At 43.5% G+C, this 14,691-nt stretch carries 16 protein-coding genes and 1 pseudogene; 14 read left to right on the top strand and 3 right to left on the bottom strand.

Annotation, left to right across the window (positions count from 1 at the left end; all coding sequences use genetic code 11):
* Both RU93_RS01630 and RU93_RS01625 read left to right on the top strand, forming a co-directional pair.
* Positions 1-333 (top strand): recombinase family protein (locus tag RU93_RS01630; protein ID WP_143139403.1); only part of this gene is annotated, 333 nt, incomplete at its 5' end.
* Between the two features lie 73 nt (positions 334-406).
* Positions 407-754, top strand: coding sequence for a hypothetical protein (locus RU93_RS01625; RefSeq protein ID WP_211272535.1), 348 nt, complete (start codon positions 407-409; stop codon positions 752-754).
* A 147-nt stretch (positions 755-901) separates the two neighbouring features.
* Here the strand turns inward: RU93_RS01625 and RU93_RS01620 are convergent, their stop codons facing one another.
* A complete protein-coding gene (locus RU93_RS01620; protein WP_071873862.1) occupies positions 902-1,177 on the bottom strand; it encodes a helix-turn-helix transcriptional regulator in 276 nt (91 codons plus the stop codon).
* Between the two features lie 34 nt (positions 1,178-1,211).
* A complete protein-coding gene (locus RU93_RS01615; protein ID WP_084131099.1) occupies positions 1,212-1,544 on the bottom strand; it encodes a type II toxin-antitoxin system RelE/ParE family toxin in 333 nt (110 codons plus the stop codon).
* Positions 1,545-1,627: 83 nt separating this feature from the next.
* On the opposite strand from RU93_RS01615, the gene RU93_RS01610 reads away from it, so the two are divergent.
* On the top strand, positions 1,628-3,748 hold the full coding sequence (locus tag RU93_RS01610) for a type IA DNA topoisomerase (protein ID WP_071873861.1): 2,121 nt from the start codon (positions 1,628-1,630) through the stop codon (positions 3,746-3,748).
* A gap of 53 nt (positions 3,749-3,801) precedes the next feature.
* On the opposite strand, the gene RU93_RS12025 is transcribed toward RU93_RS01610, so the two are convergent.
* Positions 3,802-4,041, bottom strand: coding sequence for a hypothetical protein (locus RU93_RS12025; RefSeq protein WP_169818074.1), 240 nt, complete (start codon positions 4,039-4,041; stop codon positions 3,802-3,804).
* Positions 4,042-4,288: 247 nt separating this feature from the next.
* Between RU93_RS12025 and RU93_RS01600 the strand changes: the two genes are divergently transcribed.
* The 11 genes and pseudogenes from RU93_RS01600 (at position 4,289) to RU93_RS01555 (ending at position 14,465) form a co-directional block, all read left to right on the top strand.
* The gene (locus tag RU93_RS01600) at positions 4,289-4,663 is read left to right on the top strand and encodes an ArsR/SmtB family transcription factor (RefSeq protein WP_281246329.1); all 375 of its coding nucleotides are present in this window, start codon (positions 4,289-4,291) and stop codon (positions 4,661-4,663) included.
* A gap of 14 nt (positions 4,664-4,677) precedes the next feature.
* A complete protein-coding gene (locus RU93_RS01595) occupies positions 4,678-5,289 on the top strand; it encodes a CadD family cadmium resistance transporter (protein WP_071873859.1) in 612 nt (203 codons plus the stop codon).
* Positions 5,290-5,329: 40 nt separating this feature from the next.
* Positions 5,330-5,467: pseudogene (locus tag RU93_RS12390) on the top strand (cation transporter); the annotation flags it as partial.
* A 117-nt stretch (positions 5,468-5,584) separates the two neighbouring features.
* A complete protein-coding gene (locus tag RU93_RS01590) occupies positions 5,585-7,789 on the top strand; it encodes a heavy metal translocating P-type ATPase (protein WP_245785354.1) in 2,205 nt (734 codons plus the stop codon).
* Between the two features lie 219 nt (positions 7,790-8,008).
* Positions 8,009-8,377, top strand: coding sequence for an arsenite efflux transporter metallochaperone ArsD (arsD, locus tag RU93_RS01585; protein ID WP_211272534.1), 369 nt, complete (start codon positions 8,009-8,011; stop codon positions 8,375-8,377).
* A gap of 19 nt (positions 8,378-8,396) precedes the next feature.
* On the top strand, positions 8,397-10,136 hold the full coding sequence (arsA, locus tag RU93_RS01580) for an arsenical pump-driving ATPase (protein WP_071873856.1): 1,740 nt from the start codon (positions 8,397-8,399) through the stop codon (positions 10,134-10,136).
* A 25-nt stretch (positions 10,137-10,161) separates the two neighbouring features.
* On the top strand, positions 10,162-10,503 hold the full coding sequence (arsD, locus tag RU93_RS01575; protein ID WP_071873855.1) for an arsenite efflux transporter metallochaperone ArsD: 342 nt from the start codon (positions 10,162-10,164) through the stop codon (positions 10,501-10,503).
* A 14-nt stretch (positions 10,504-10,517) separates the two neighbouring features.
* Positions 10,518-10,856 (top strand): ArsR/SmtB family transcription factor, encoded by a 339-nt coding sequence (locus RU93_RS01570; protein WP_071873854.1) that lies wholly within the window; start codon positions 10,518-10,520, stop codon positions 10,854-10,856.
* 33 nt (positions 10,857-10,889) lie between these two features.
* Positions 10,890-11,960 carry an ACR3 family arsenite efflux transporter gene (arsB, locus tag RU93_RS01565; RefSeq protein ID WP_071873853.1) on the top strand — a complete coding sequence of 357 codons (1,071 nt, stop codon included), beginning with the start codon at positions 10,890-10,892 and terminating at the stop codon, positions 11,958-11,960.
* Between the two features lie 35 nt (positions 11,961-11,995).
* Positions 11,996-13,663 (top strand): FAD-dependent oxidoreductase, encoded by a 1,668-nt coding sequence (locus RU93_RS01560; RefSeq protein WP_071873852.1) that lies wholly within the window; start codon positions 11,996-11,998, stop codon positions 13,661-13,663.
* 181 nt (positions 13,664-13,844) lie between these two features.
* Positions 13,845-14,465, top strand: a complete 621-nt coding sequence (locus RU93_RS01555; RefSeq protein WP_071873851.1) for a YdhK family protein — start codon at positions 13,845-13,847, stop codon at positions 14,463-14,465.
* The last annotated feature ends 226 nt before the right edge of the window (positions 14,466-14,691 follow it).

Genomic DNA, 14,691 nt, shown 5'->3' with positions numbered 1-14,691 from the left:
TATTTGTCTCGCTTAATTTTACAATCGGCGTCATTAAAAGAAAATATGGATACTAAAACATCAACAGGGAAAGCCATGTTTCAAATGATGTGTGTAATTGCAGAATTAGAAAGGAATTTAATTGCTGAAAGAGTAAAGGAAGGACTCGAAGCAAGCAAAAAGCGTGGAAAAACATTAGGTAGACCCAAGCTAGATAAAGAAAAGCTTACTGTTGCACTTCGGATGTATGACAGTAAAGAATATTCTGTTAAAGAGATAGTCTCAGCAACCGGAATATCTCAAGGATCTCTATATAGGGCAATAAATCGAAGAAAATTAGGAGAAATAAACTAATAAACCGTATTTTATTATTTCTTCACATTTACTTTGCGGTCTAGAGCAAGAACCCTGTCATTAAGCCTTTTTGGTGAAGGTCTGCATTGTTCATGCGGAACTCTTGATATTGGAACTCACCAGCGTTTTTGCGGCAATAACTATTATTAATGATGAATACAACTATATGGGGATTTGGTGGCGGGAATTCTTGAGTCAGATCGTGACCTTATTATTGGAAATCGTGTCCATGTTGCTGTTTACGCAAATCTTGATGTCTGATGATTTCAATTGGGTGAAATTAGCTGGACTAATAGGGATGGGTTTTGTGATTATCAAAGGTCCAAGTGTGGCAAAATCGATGTGGTTCACGACTGGTAGTGGAAGAAGTACCATTTCCGGAGCTAAAATGGTGGCCAGTGCTGCCATTCGGAGAAGATAAATGTTTTGAGTCGCTCAAATGATTATTTTTCGTTTTAGGAACTTTTTTATTTATTCAAGAGGTATTAAAAGCAACACTCTCAACCCCCCAATAAGAGTGTTGAGAGTGCTGCTTTTAATTTTAGAACGAGAGACTGTAATGCATCATTTAATTTTTCACCAATTCTTTGGTCGTTTTGTCTCTGAATGTCAGTTCTAAGTTCAAACCGTCTGCAATTTTGGTAATGGTTTTTAACGAGGGAGTATAAGAAAAATTTTCTACTCGAGCGATTTGAGCCTGGGAAACATGCACCTTTTCAGCTAATTCTTTTTGCGTCATTTTTTTTTCTTTACGCAAGCTAGCTAATAGAGCGGTCAATTCAATTAGATTTTTATCTTCTTGCGAAATGCTGCTAATATCTTTCTTTACATCGGTCCATTTCATATTAATTATCCTTTCTTACGTTCTAGCCAATCAGCTAGTTCACGTTTCGCTTGTTCGATTTCATTTTTGGGCGTCTTTTGTGTTTTTTTCTAAATTGGTGCAATAAAAGCAACTGATTATCTTCTAGCGTTGCGAAAAAGACCCGATTAGGGATGGGGTGTAGTTCCCACAGTTTCCCGTCAATTTGTTTTACTAGCGGTTCTCCTACAAATGTGCCATCATATTCAAGGCGTTCCATTTGGTAGTAGAGCTTTTTTAAAGTTGACTTGTTTTCTTTTGTTGGATTACTATCTAATTCTTTGATCCAATCCATGATTTGACTTTTCCCTTTTTTATCTTCATAAATTTCTATTTCGTATTTTTTCATAGAAACTCCTATCACGTTCTGTATAATTAAACAATATATCAAACTTGATATATTGTCAAGAAAACAAAGAAAGAAGTGAGCGAATGAGTAAAACCGTTATTTTAGCCGAAAAACCCAGTCAGGCGTCCGCTTATGCAGACGCTTTTGACCATTCCGAGCGTAAAGACGGCCACTTTGTGGTATCGGACAAAGAATTTGCGAATGCCGTCATCACGTATGGGTTTGGTCACCTCGTTTCCCTTTTTTCTCCAGAAGATTACCATGAGAAATGGAAAAAATGGGACTTCAATACATTGCCGCTGTTGCCAACCGAGTATCGGTTCAAAGTCAGTGATGGGAAGCAAAAGCAATACACCATCGTTAAAAAGCATTTAGATGAAGCAGACACGATTATTATCGCCACTGATGGCGATCGAGAGGGAGAAGCGATTGCGCGCTTAATCATTAATCTTTCAGGAAATAACCATAAACAACTCAAGCGTCTCTGGATTAATTCATTGGAAAAAGAAGAAATAAAAAATGGGTTCCACCACTTACGGAACGGAGAAGAATTCTATTCCAGTTATAAAGAGGCCGAAACCAGACAAATCGCTGACTGGCTAGTCGGCATGAATCTCTCGCGTCTGTACACGCTCTATATGCAAAAAAATGGCATGAAAGGCGTTTTTAGCATTGGACGCGTCCAAACACCGACCTTATACCTCATCTACCAGCGGAATAAAGAGATTGCGGAATTTGTTAGTAAACCTTTTTACGAATTATATGGCAGATTCAGTCACAAAAAAGGCGTTTACCAAGGAAAATATGCAGGTCGTTTTGACAGTGAATTCGATTTAGAGGCATTTAAAGAGAAACAAGAAATAAGCGATTCGGCTCCCGGACAGATCACATCCGTCAAGACGGAAGAAAAGAAGCAGTATGCACCCAAACTCTTTAGTCTTTCTGATTTACAAGCGACAGCGAACAAACGATTTCATTACAGTGCTTCAGAAACGTTGAAAATCGTGCAAGGTCTGTACGAAAAAAAGCTGGTTTCTTACCCGCGTACCGATACAAACTATATTGGTCGTCCGGAGTTTGACTATTTAAAAAACGCTCTTCCCAGCTATCTAAATTTAGTGAACGAAACGATTGCCGAACCGCAGTTAAAAGAGAACAAGCGCTATGTCGATGGCGCAAACGTACAGGAACATTACGCCATTATCCCGACGCGCACGTTGCCAAACTTAGCAGCTTTATCTCAAAAGGAACGAAATATATATGCATTAATCTTGTATCGCACGTTGAGTATGTTTGAAAAACCTTATATTTACGATGAAACAACGATCGAAACCACCGTCCATGCTGTTTTGTTTAAGACAACGGGTAAAGTAGAAAAAGTGATGGGCTGGCGGAAGTTTTACAAAAACGAGAAAGAAATGAAAAAGACGACAGAAGAAAATCAAACACTTCCCACTGTAAGAGAAGGTGACGCGGTAGCTAGCCACTTTTACACCAAGGAAAAGAAGACACAGCCACCCAAGTATTACACAGAGGGAACACTGATTACGGCCATGAAAAATGTGGGGCGCGACGCCGAAGATGAAGAGAATAAAGCGATATTAAGAGAAACCGAAGGCATTGGGACGGAGGCGACGCGCGCAAATGTGATTGAAACATTGAAAAAGCAAGACTATATCACGCTTCAGAAAAATAATGTCTTGGTCACACCAAAAGGTGAGACGCTTTGTGAAGTCATTCAAAATGATGAGATAGCCAACGCTTCTATGACTGCTAAATGGGAAAAGTACCTTAAAAAAATACGCAATCAGGAAGGTACACAAGAAGCGTTCTTGAGCAGTATTACAAACTTTATTCACCATTTAATCCAAAAAGTACCGGATACATTTGAAAACAGTGCGATAAAAAAACATACTGAAAAAGGCGAAGCAAACACTGTCATGGGTGTATGTCCGCAATGCTGTAAGAATGTTCTAGATAAAGGGAAGTTCTTTGGTTGTGCGGGTTATCGTGAGGGCTGTACATTTACGTTGCCTAAAAAATGGAGTGGGAAGACACTCACGAAGAAAAACGTAAAGGATCTGTTATCTAAACAAGAAACCAGCCTCATAAAAGGGTTTAAGAGTAAAAAAGGCACGCCTTTCAACGCCAAATTGAAGTTGGTTAATAATAAACTAGCCTTTTATTTCCCCAATCCAAAATAAACCCTCCTGGTATTCGCTTGAATAAAACGTTATTCAATCAATAGAAGCAGCTTTTAAGTGTAAAACTGGATATTTAATATCTCATCATAGTGAACATTTTGGTTCTTTATATAAATACCCAGCGAGTCGGATTTTTTAATCGATCCGATGATATCTTCCTGATAGAAGCCGTCGCAATCAATGGCTTCTATTTGTATGGCAACTTTTCTATTTGTTTGAATGGCTTCATGCAGCATATAGTAGATTTCAGTTGTCCGCATGCGGCTTTTTTGATGAAGTCCACGGTGTGGCAATTGACTGAATTGTTTTTCTTTCTGTGTTTGTAAGGAATACTAGCCGATAAATATCAAAACTTTTTCCAAAAAATTAATAACTACTATGATTTCAAACTTTGACCTTTAGAGGATTTACAAGAGAAGAGCGTAATTTTTAGAAGAAAATCTGAATTAATGCGTAAATGCGACTCCAATAATATAGAAAAACAAGAGAGAATGTGCTACACTTCATTCAAACAAACATTTTAATGAAAGGGGTGTAAAGATGAAAAATATAGATTTGGACGTTTGTAAAACGACGATTATTCATGCAGAAAAAGTTGACCAGGTTCAAACGGAACTGAAAGATAAAGATTTTGCGGATTTATTAGTACTGAGCAAGTGTCTAGGGGATTCTTCAAGGATAAAGATTTTATATGCACTCGCTACTTATAAAGAGATGTGCGTATGCGATTTAGCCGCAATCATTAATGCCAGTATGGCGTCAACTTCTCACCACTTGCGCTTCTTGAAGAAAAACGGTGTCACAGTATCGTATCAAGAAGGGAAGATGGTTTACTATTCGCTGGCCAACGAAGAAATAGTGACTTTTATTTGCTCGGTCTTAAGAGTGGGAGAAGACTTGCAACTTATATCTTAGATGGGAGTGCACCTATGTTACAAACAATTATATCTGCCCTTGCGGTTTATGTTTCTACCAGTATTGATTATCTCCTGATCCTCATGATTATCTTCTCTCAAAGCAGCACGAAGGGGAAGATGAAGGGAATCGTTGGGGGACAATACCTGGGAACGGGAATGCTCGTTGCGTTCAGTTTATTTGCAGCTTATGTTTTAAACCTCATTCCTGAAGACTGGATTATTGGTTTGTTGGGATTGATTCCACTGTACTTAGGAATTCGGATTGCTTTCAAGGGAGAGCAGGATGAAGATGAAGAGGAAGTGCTTGAAAAAATGGAAGCAGGAGGGGGAAACCGATTATTTTGGACGGTAGCCCTGATTACCGTGGCTTCCGGTGGTGACAATCTAGGTATTTATATCCCTTACTTTACATCACTAGCTGGAATTGAAATTGGTGTAGCGTTAATTGTTTTCGCCATCTCTGTGGCGATCCTTTGCTATATCAGTTACAGATTATCAAAAATTACCTTGATATCAGAAACAATCGAGAAGTATCAGCGGGTGATAGTCTCGCTGGTTTTTATTGGATTAGGAATTTATATTATGATAGAAAATGGCACCATTCAAACCCTGTTGGGATTATAGAGAAAGCCATTCAAACTAATATTCAATAAGGAGAGACGCAATGGACGAGAACAAGAAACAACACGAATGGATCCTCGATGGGATCGATTGCGCTAATTGTGCTAATAAAGTAGAAAGAGGCGTTGCGAAGGTGGCAGGTGTGGCCAACAGCAACGTGAACTACATGACCCAAACCTTGAGCTTCGAGGTGACTGGGGAAAGGGAAGACCAAATCCTCTCCCAAGTGAAACAGAAAGTGAATAAGCTGGAGCCCGACGTGATCCTGAAAAACAAGGCCGACGGCCGCCTACTCAAGCTGGATACTGAAGCCAACAAGGATACCCAGCCAAAAGAGGACGAAAAACACTACGAATGGATCCTCGACGGGATCGACTGCGCCAACTGTGCGAGCAAGGTCGAAAGAGGCGTGGCTCAGGTAGCAGGTGTGGCCAACAGCAATGTGAACTTCATGACGCAGACCTTGAGCTTTGAGGTGACGAATGAGAAGAAAGACCAAATCCTCTCCCAAGTGAAACAGAAAGTGAACACGTTGGAGCCAGATGTGGTCCTGAAGAACAAGGCCGACGGTACATTGATTGCAATGAGCACGAAGACAGCCGAGTCGGAATCAGCAGCTGCTGAAGCGGTAGAGCGGGATAATAGGGAAGACGGGGAAGAAAATGAACTGAGGACAGCCGTCATTCGCTTGGTACTCGGCTTCTCCCTTATGCTGGCCGGAATATTCCTGCCACTTCCAGGAGTTCTTCCCGTTATCCTGTTCGTGATTGCCTACCTGATTTCCGGCTATGATGTCGTCTGGCGTGCGGTCCGAAACATATTCCGCGGACAAGTCTTTGACGAGAACTTCCTGATGACAATAGCGACGCTGGCTGCCTTCTATGTACAGGAATATCCGGAGGCCGTCGCGGTCATGCTCTTCTACCAGGTGGGAGAACTATTCCAGGATGTCGCCCTTTCCAAGTCCCGCCGCTCGATTGCGGACCTGATGGATATCCGTCCCGATTACGCGAACCTGGATACGGGAAACGGGATTGTGAAGGTCGCACCGGAAACCATCAGAGCGGGTGATTTCATTCTGGTCCGCCCGGGTGAGAAAGTGCCGTTGGACGGGAAAATCGTGGAGGGAACCTCCGCTATGGATACGTCCGCTTTGACCGGGGAATCGGTTCCGCGGAGCGTGGCCCCAGGCGACTCCGTCCTGAGTGGCTTTATCAATCGCAACGGTGTGCTGAAAGTAGTGGTGGAGAAGCCCTTTGCGGAATCCACCGTTAAGAAGATTTTGGACTTGGTCGAGAACGCCAGCGGCCGGAAGGCGCCGACCGAGCAGTTTATCACCAAATTTGCGCGCTACTATACGCCCGTCGTCGTGGTCGCCGCACTCCTGTTGGCGGTTGTGCCACCCTTGGTACTCCCGGGAGCGACGTTCGATGAATGGATCTACCGGGCAGCGATCTTCTTGGTTATTTCCTGCCCCTGTGCCCTGGTCGTCTCCATTCCCGTCGGTTTTTTCGGCGGAATTGGCGCTTCTTCAAGAAAAGGGATCCTCGTGAAGGGCAGCAACTACTTGGAAGCCCTGAACGACTTGAAGTACGTGGTGATGGACAAGACCGGTACCTTGACAAAAGGGAAGTTCGAGATTACCGCGATTGAGCCCAAGCTGGGGGTCAGTCCAGAAGATTTGATTGAAGTGGCAGCCCATGCCGAGGCCCATTCTAGCCACCCGATTGCCGATTCTATCAAGGAAAGATATGGCCAAGCAATCCAGGAAGAACGAATCACTGCCTATAACGAAATCTCCGGACACGGAATCCAAGCGACCATTGACGGCAAAGAAGTGTTGGCGGGAAATGCCCGTCTGATGGAAAAATTCGCGGTGAACTTCGAAGAAGTATCTGAAATCGGAACCATCGTGTACCTGGCTGTGGAAGGTGAGTACGCCGGTTCCCTCCTGATTGCGGACGCCATCAAGGAAGACGCCGCAGCCGCTATCGCCACCATGAAGAAGCTGGGAATCGAACACATCATCATGCTCACGGGTGACGCCCAGTCTGTAGGTGAGGCAGTAGCCAAGAAACTGGGAATCTCAGAGGTCTACAGCGAACTGTTGCCGCAAGACAAGGTGACGAAATTCGAGGAGATCCTCTCCCGCAAGAAGAAGAATGAAAAAGTCGCCTTCGTCGGGGACGGAATCAACGATACCCCGGTCCTGGCCCGCTCCGATATCGGCTTCGCCATGGGTGGCCTGGGGTCCGACGCAGCCATTGAAGCCGCTGACGTGGTGATCATGGACGACAAACCCTCCAAGATTGGGACGGCCATGCAGGTTGCCAAGGATACCCGTCGCATTGTTTGGCAAAACATCCTCTTCGCCCTTGGGGTGAAAGGCTTGTTCCTCATTCTGGGTGCCTTTGGGGTGGCTTCGATGTGGGAAGCGGTCTTTGCGGATGTGGGGGTCACCGTGATTGCCGTCATCAATGCCATGCGAATCCTCAATAAATAGAATTAGTAAAAGGGAACTTCTTGTGATAAGAGAAGTTCCCTTTTCATTCTCTCCAGCCTTTTTTAGGCAGGTATCCAGGTTAAGTGTACTTAAAAAGATTCCTCCAAGCTTTCATATAGTTTTACTATTCAATGTATTGACAAAAGATAGATGAACTTCTATATTATACATAGATGACTTTCTATGTATAGAAGTAGATAGTAAAAAGGAGATAATATGATGAATAAACTGGAATTATTTGAGCCGGCCATGTGTTGTAACACCGGGGTGTGCGGGCCTTCCGTGAATGAAGACTTATTGATGATGACGTCTGCTATTCAAGCCCTGAATACAGTTGAAGGCTACGAGGCAATTCGGTACAACCTGTCGAGCAGCCCGCAAGAATTTGTTAATAATGCAACCGTGACAACCATTTTGCAAGAAGAATTGGCCGATGCGTTGCCGATCACATTGGTGAATGGGGAAGTAAAGAAAAAAGGCGCTTATCCTACTTTAGATGATATTTCGACATTCATGGGAATCCAATTCGTCATGGCAGGATCAGCTGACGGTAGCTGTTGCGGCGGAGCTGGCTCCGACTGCTGTTAAAAGGAAGGAACGATGATAGATGGAAAATTATTCACCAATAGCAAGTGACTTAACAAAATACTTATTCTTTACGGGAAAGGGCGGGGTTGGAAAGACTTCAACCGCCTGCGCGACAGCGGTCGCACTGGCTGACAGTGGCAAGCGCGTGATGCTGGTCAGTACAGACCCTGCCAGTAACTTACAAGATGTGTTTGGACGGGAACTGACCAATAAAGGAACGGCAATCGAAGAAGTACCAGGCTTGCATGTGGCCAACTTTGATCCCATTACAGCAGCTCAGGAATACATGGAGTCCGTCGTTGGCCCTTATCGGGGGCTGTTGCCGGAATCTGCCATTGCCAATATGGAGGAGCAACTCATAGGTTCTTGTACCGTGGAGATTGCCTCCTTTAACGAGTTTGCTGGATTTTTGACCAATCCTGAAGTCGAACAGAAATTTGATTTCATTCTCTTTGATACCGCACCAACAGGCCATACGTTGCGGATGCTGCAGTTACCGTCTGCATGGAATAACTTTCTAGATGAGAACACTACAGGTGTTTCTTGCATGGGACAACTTTCCGGTTTAGGTGATCAGAAGGAGAGCTACGAACGGGCGGTCAAAACGCTAGCCGATAAAACAAAAACAACCTTGCTCTTAGTCACCCGGCCACAAGAAGGGCCGATTATGGAGGCGGAACGCGCTTTTAACGAGCTAAAAGAATTGGGTGTTCTTAACCAACGACTCATCGTCAATGGCGTGTTGGAGAAGCCAACCGATGCCGTTTCGCAAAAGTTTGCAGACGAGCAGCAAGAAGCCTTAACCAATATGCCCGCCAGCTTGAAGCAACTTCCAGCTACACAGATTCCTTTGCGTTCCTTTAACGTGACTGGCCTTGAAAATTTACGTTCACTCTTAAAAGATGAGCACGTCATTACTGCTCCTGCAAGTTTGCAAAACGAAACTTACCCGGCGCTTAGAGAGATTGTCGATGATTTGGTGCGTACAAATAAGCGTGTGGTCTTCACGATGGGAAAAGGCGGGGTTGGAAAAACAACGATTGCCGCTACCATTGCCCTTGGACTGGCGGAAAAAGGCAAGAAAGTCCACTTGGCCACAACCGATCCTGCTGCCCACTTGGGCTATATCATTCAAGAATCGGACGCGATCAAAATGAGTCGCATTGACGAAAAGCAAGAACTAGCAGATTATCAAGAAGAAGTGCTGACGAAGGCCCGCCAAACGATGTCACCAGAAGACTTGGCCTATGTGGAAGAAGATTTGCGCTCTCCATGTACCCAGGAAATAGCCGTTTTCAGACGTTTCGCTGACATTGTAGCGACCGTCGACGCCGATGTGGTCGTCATTGACACCGCACCTACGGGACACACCTTATTGCTGTTGGACTCTTCCCAAAGTTACGCCAAAGAAGTGGAGCGAACTTCAGGGGAGGTGCCGGAATCGGTACGCCAGTTGTTGCCAGTGTTGCAAGACCCACAGCAAACGGAAGTGGTGATGGTCACACTGCCTGAAAATACGCCAGTATACGAATCGCTTCGATTAAAGGAAGACTTAGACCGGGCAAACATTGCGCATACGTGGTGGGTGGTAAATAACAGCATGTTATCAACCGGAACCACCAATGAATTGCTGCTAGCCCGGGCTCAAAACGAACAAAAATGGATCCAAAAAGTAGCTGAAGTATCAAACAACCACTTTGCGGTTGTGGAGTGGAGTTCGGTAGAACTCAAAGGGGAAGCTTTGGCGACCATACTATAGTCTTTTATGAAAGGAAATAAAAAAAATGGAGAAATTAGCGATTTATGAACCAGCATTGTGTTGCAGCACCGGCGTATGCGGCCCTTCTGTGGATGAAAACTTGATTCGCATCACTGCTGTCATGCAACACGTTCGGAAAGTAGAAGGAAAGCAAATGGTCCGTTACAATCTAAGTGCGAATCCAAATTCTTTTATTCGCAATGAAGCCGTTCAGCAAGTGCTTCAGGAAAAAGGAATAGACGGTTTGCCAGTGACTGTTTTGAATAACGATACCATAGTGAAAGTCGGAGATTATCCAACTAACCAGGAGATTGCTGATTGGTTAGGTGTATCCTTAGAAAAAATAACGGCCTCTACCGTAAAGTAGAAAGGAGACTGAAAATGACATACGAATCGTATGCAAAGATTGCCAAAGCCCTATCTGAACCAAAACGTGTCAAAATATTAGACATGCTCTCATGTGGGGAAATGTGTGCCTGTGATATTTTAGAACACTTTGATTTTACGCAGCCAACCCTATCCCACCATATCAAGGTACTGACTGAAGCAGGAATGGTGACTTCAGAAAAAAAGGGGACCTGGCATCATTATTCCCTTAACGAAGAAACAGCAAAGCAGTACATTCAGGAAACGGTTCACTTGCTGACACATGCCGCGGATTGTATTTGTATCAAAGAAGGAAATAAGACCGATAAGACAAACCTTGGCGTTCTACAATAATATCGATCTAACCTCATTTAAAAGGAGATAATTATGACGACGATTTCAGAAAAGAAACATAATAAACTAGCTATAGGTATTTGGGAGAAATATTTATCGTTGTGGGTAGGATTAAGTATGATTGCCGGGATATTGATTGGCTATTTTTTACCCGGTGTTCCAATAGATTTAGAGGGAATGACATTTTATAACGTCTCCATACCAACTTCCATTTTACTTTGGATTATGATATTTCCAATGTTTTTAAAAATAGATTTTTTTAGTGTAGTAGGCGCTTTAAAGAAACCTAAAGGTATTGCGTTGACTAGCTTCATTAATTATGCAATTAAGCCTTTTACGATGTTCGCTATTGCCGCATTTTTCTTCTATGTTGTATTTAATCAGTGGGTTAGTTCAGAGTTAGCTGGAGAATATATAGCGGGTGCTGTTTTACTAGGAGCAGCGCCCTGTACAGCAATGGTATTTGTTTGGAGTAAACTTACAAATGGTGATCCAGCCTATACCCTGGTCCAGGTTTCGGTAAATGATATTTTAATCCTATTACTATATGTTCCAATCGTTTCGTTGTTACTAGGTGTCACAGACATTGATGTTCCAATGGAAACGTTAGTTTTATCATTGGTATTATTCATCGTTGCGCCATTAGTAGCGGCTATTTTTACACGTAACGTAGTAGTAAATAAAAAAGGAAAAGAGTATTTTGAAAATACTTTTATTGGAAAATTTGATGGTTATACAAATTTGGGCTTGGTTTTAACATTAATTATTATTTTTACAACTCAAGGACAACCCATTATTGAGAATCCTCTCCACATTTTACTTATTTCAGTTCCTTTAATTATTCAAAATATTTTGATTTATGTTATAGGGTACGGGGGATCCAAAGCCTGTCGCTTGCCATACAATATTGCAGCCCCAGCAGCTATGGTGGGCACTAGTAATTTCTTTGAACTAGCGGTAGCGGTATCGATCTCAATGTTTGGATTAGATTCAGGCGCAACTCTTGTGACCGTTGTTGGTGTTCTAATTGAAGTACCAATGATGTTATTGTTAGTCAAATTTTCAAATAAAACAAAACATTGGTTTGACGGGTATGAATACTAAATAAAGAATAAAATGATGGAAAAGAGGCAGACAACATGAAAATAGTTATTATTGGTTCCGTTGCAGCCGGCACATCCGTAGCGGCAAAAGCTAGAAGAAATACCGAAGAAGCTGAAATTGTTGTTTATGACCAAGGAAAAGATATTTCTTATTCTGTTTGCGGGATTCCTTATCAAATTGGTGGGGAAGTCGAAAGCATTGACGAACTGACTCCCCGAAATACTGCTTGGTTCAAAAAGCGTTATAATGTTGATATTTTTACTGAACACAAGGTAACCAAAGTCAATCATGAAACGAAAACGTTGGAAGTGTTGGATGTCGTAACCGGGGAAACGAAAGAAGACAGCTATGATGTATTAGTGCTTGCCACTGGTGCCAATCCTTTCACACCGCCTCCTTTCAACCAAGGCGCATACAACAACGTCTTCCAAGTACGGAACATTCAGGATAACCGCGACATAACTGCTTACCTTTCCCTGAAGCAACCGAAGAAAGCCGTCGTGGTTGGTTCTGGTTTTATCGGCTTGGAAATGACCGAGCAATTGGTGCATAAAGGGATGAAAGTAACCTTGGTGGAAATGCAGGACCAAGTGATGCCGCCAATGGATGCCGATATGGCATTCCGCGTCGAGGAACACTTGCGTGCTCATGGTGTTCGGCTCCTTTTGAGTGATACCGTGAAGACCATTGATGGTGAAAGTTCAGTTAAGAGTGTGACCACCACTAAGGGCGAGACTCTTGAAGCTGATGTCGTCTTCCTCTCGGTTGGGGTTCGTCCCAATACTAAGTTGGCTAAACAAATTGGCGTGGAGATTGGCACTACGGGCGCTATTGCCGTAAACAAAAAGATGCAGACCAATGTGCCGGATGTATATGCGGTCGGCGATGTGGCCGAAAGCTTCAGCGTCATTACCGGCAAACCGATTTACCGTCCATTGGGCTCGACGGCCAATAAAATGGGACGCATTGCTGGGGACGTTATTACGGGCGGAAACCTGGAACACCGAGGAGTACTGGGAACCGGGATCTTCCGAATCTTTGACCTGCACGTCGGCCAAACCGGTTTAACCGAAAAAGAAGCGATTCAGGAAGGCTATGAATACGAAACGCTTTATAACTTGAAACCCGATCACGCTGAATATCTGGGCGGACAGGAATTAACCATTAAAGCTTTGGCAGACCGCAAGACGGGCCTTGTCCTAGGCGCGCAAGTTATTGGCAAAGGTGGTGTTGACAAGCGGGTTGACGTGCTTGCTACCGCCATTACTTTCGGCGCCAAAGCGGAAGACCTTTTCCACTTAGATTTGGCTTACGCACCGCCGTTTGCAACGACAAAAGATCCCGTTCTTTATACCGGTATGGCATTGGATAATGCCATCAAACGTAACCCGTTGATGACGCCGACTAAGATATTAGCCGCTCAAGAAAAAGGCGAGGCAATCCAAATCATCGACACCCGTTCGAAAAAGGATTATGAAAAATCCCATGTGAAGGGTGCCGTCCATATACCGCTAGGGGAACTAAGAATCCGTGCGGAAGAATTAGACAAGGAAGTACCGACCGTCACTTACTGTAATAAAGGCGTGACCGGGAATGCGGCCCAAAACGTTTTGATTAATCATGGCTTCAAGGAAGTCTACAACCTATCTGGCGGAAACGAGAACTACCAGAGTTACGTAGCTATGTTGGACGCTATAAAATAGGAAAAATGGACTTGGATTGCACAGCTCTTTTTTCATTAGTTTTCATTGGAATAGACCCAAATATTGCTGGATATTCTTCGTAAAAGGGATATCTTTTGATTTTTTTATTTAAAGGCTTTAGAATAGTCTTATATCGATTTACATTTGTAGACAGTATATATGGGAAAGGATTAGACAGCAGATGAAGAAAAACAGAATTTTAACAGGTATCTTAAGTATTTCCGCAGCAACTCTCTTGGTAGCGTGTTCGACAGATACCGGAAGCCAGGAATCGGCTGCCGAATCAGAAGCTAGTTCTATTGAAAGTATGGCAGAGGAATCTTCCATGAGTGGCATGGATGAAATGGAGGGAAACGATATGGAAGGCATGGTCCATGATGACTCCGGTGAAATCCCTGAGGGCCTGAAGGAAGCTGAAAATCCTACCTACAACGTGGGGGAGACGGCAACAATCACAGACGGGCACATGGAAGGCATGGAGAGGGCAGAAGCCACGATTGTGGGCGCTTTTGACACTGTAGCCTACGAGGTATCCTATGATCCTACGAATGGCGGCCCGCGCGAAGAGAATCACAAATGGGTAATTCACGAGGAGATTGCGGATGCAGGAGAGGAACCTTTCGAACCAGGAGACGAGGTAACCTTGGAAGCCAACCACATGGAAGGCATGGAAGGCGCAACGGCTACGATTGACGATGCTAAAAGCACCACAGTATACATGATTGACTACCAGCCAACCACGGGTGGAGAGGAAGTCAAGAACCATAAATGGGTAACCGACTCGGAGCTTTCTGCTGAGTAAGAAACAGGGATGTATCTAAAAAAGAATATTGGAAGAGCAGCCGAGAGGAATTCTCAGCTGCTCTTCTTTTTAATTTTTCAAAAAGAACTATTGACGTGATTTGTTTACCTGAATAGGCTGCGAGCATACAAAGGAATACAATCGTAAACTAACGTAAGATTTAGATTCGACCTATCGAATTGGGCTTTCGATGAAACAAATTCTAAATTTATGATAAAGAATGTCT

This window comes from Enterococcus aquimarinus, assembly GCF_001885765.1.
Taxonomy (GTDB): Bacteria; Bacillota; Bacilli; order Lactobacillales; family Enterococcaceae; genus Enterococcus_I; species Enterococcus_I aquimarinus.
Note: the sequence above shows the minus strand (reverse complement) of the source record. Positions and strands in the feature narration are given on the sequence as shown.

Bases quoted from the DNA above. Each gene is read 5' to 3' on its own strand.
- RU93_RS01610 (WP_071873861.1), top strand. From the start codon at position 1,628: ATGAGTAAAACCGTTATTTTAGCCGAAAAACCCAGTCAGGCGTCCGCT.
- RU93_RS01615 (WP_084131099.1), bottom strand. From the start codon at position 1,544: ATGAAAAAATACGAAATAGAAATTTATGAAGATAAAAAAGGGAAAAGT.
- arsD (WP_071873855.1), top strand. From the start codon at position 10,162: ATGGAGAAATTAGCGATTTATGAACCAGCATTGTGTTGCAGCACCGGC.
- arsD (WP_211272534.1), top strand. From the start codon at position 8,009: ATGAATAAACTGGAATTATTTGAGCCGGCCATGTGTTGTAACACCGGG.
- arsA (WP_071873856.1), top strand. From the start codon at position 8,397: ATGGAAAATTATTCACCAATAGCAAGTGACTTAACAAAATACTTATTC.
- RU93_RS01620 (WP_071873862.1), bottom strand. From the start codon at position 1,177: ATGAAATGGACCGATGTAAAGAAAGATATTAGCAGCATTTCGCAAGAA.
- RU93_RS01560 (WP_071873852.1), top strand. From the start codon at position 11,996: ATGAAAATAGTTATTATTGGTTCCGTTGCAGCCGGCACATCCGTAGCG.
- RU93_RS01570 (WP_071873854.1), top strand. From the start codon at position 10,518: ATGACATACGAATCGTATGCAAAGATTGCCAAAGCCCTATCTGAACCA.
- RU93_RS01595 (WP_071873859.1), top strand. From the start codon at position 4,678: ATGTTACAAACAATTATATCTGCCCTTGCGGTTTATGTTTCTACCAGT.
- RU93_RS01600 (WP_281246329.1), top strand. From the start codon at position 4,289: ATGAAAAATATAGATTTGGACGTTTGTAAAACGACGATTATTCATGCA.
- arsB (WP_071873853.1), top strand. From the start codon at position 10,890: ATGACGACGATTTCAGAAAAGAAACATAATAAACTAGCTATAGGTATT.
- RU93_RS01555 (WP_071873851.1), top strand. From the start codon at position 13,845: ATGAAGAAAAACAGAATTTTAACAGGTATCTTAAGTATTTCCGCAGCA.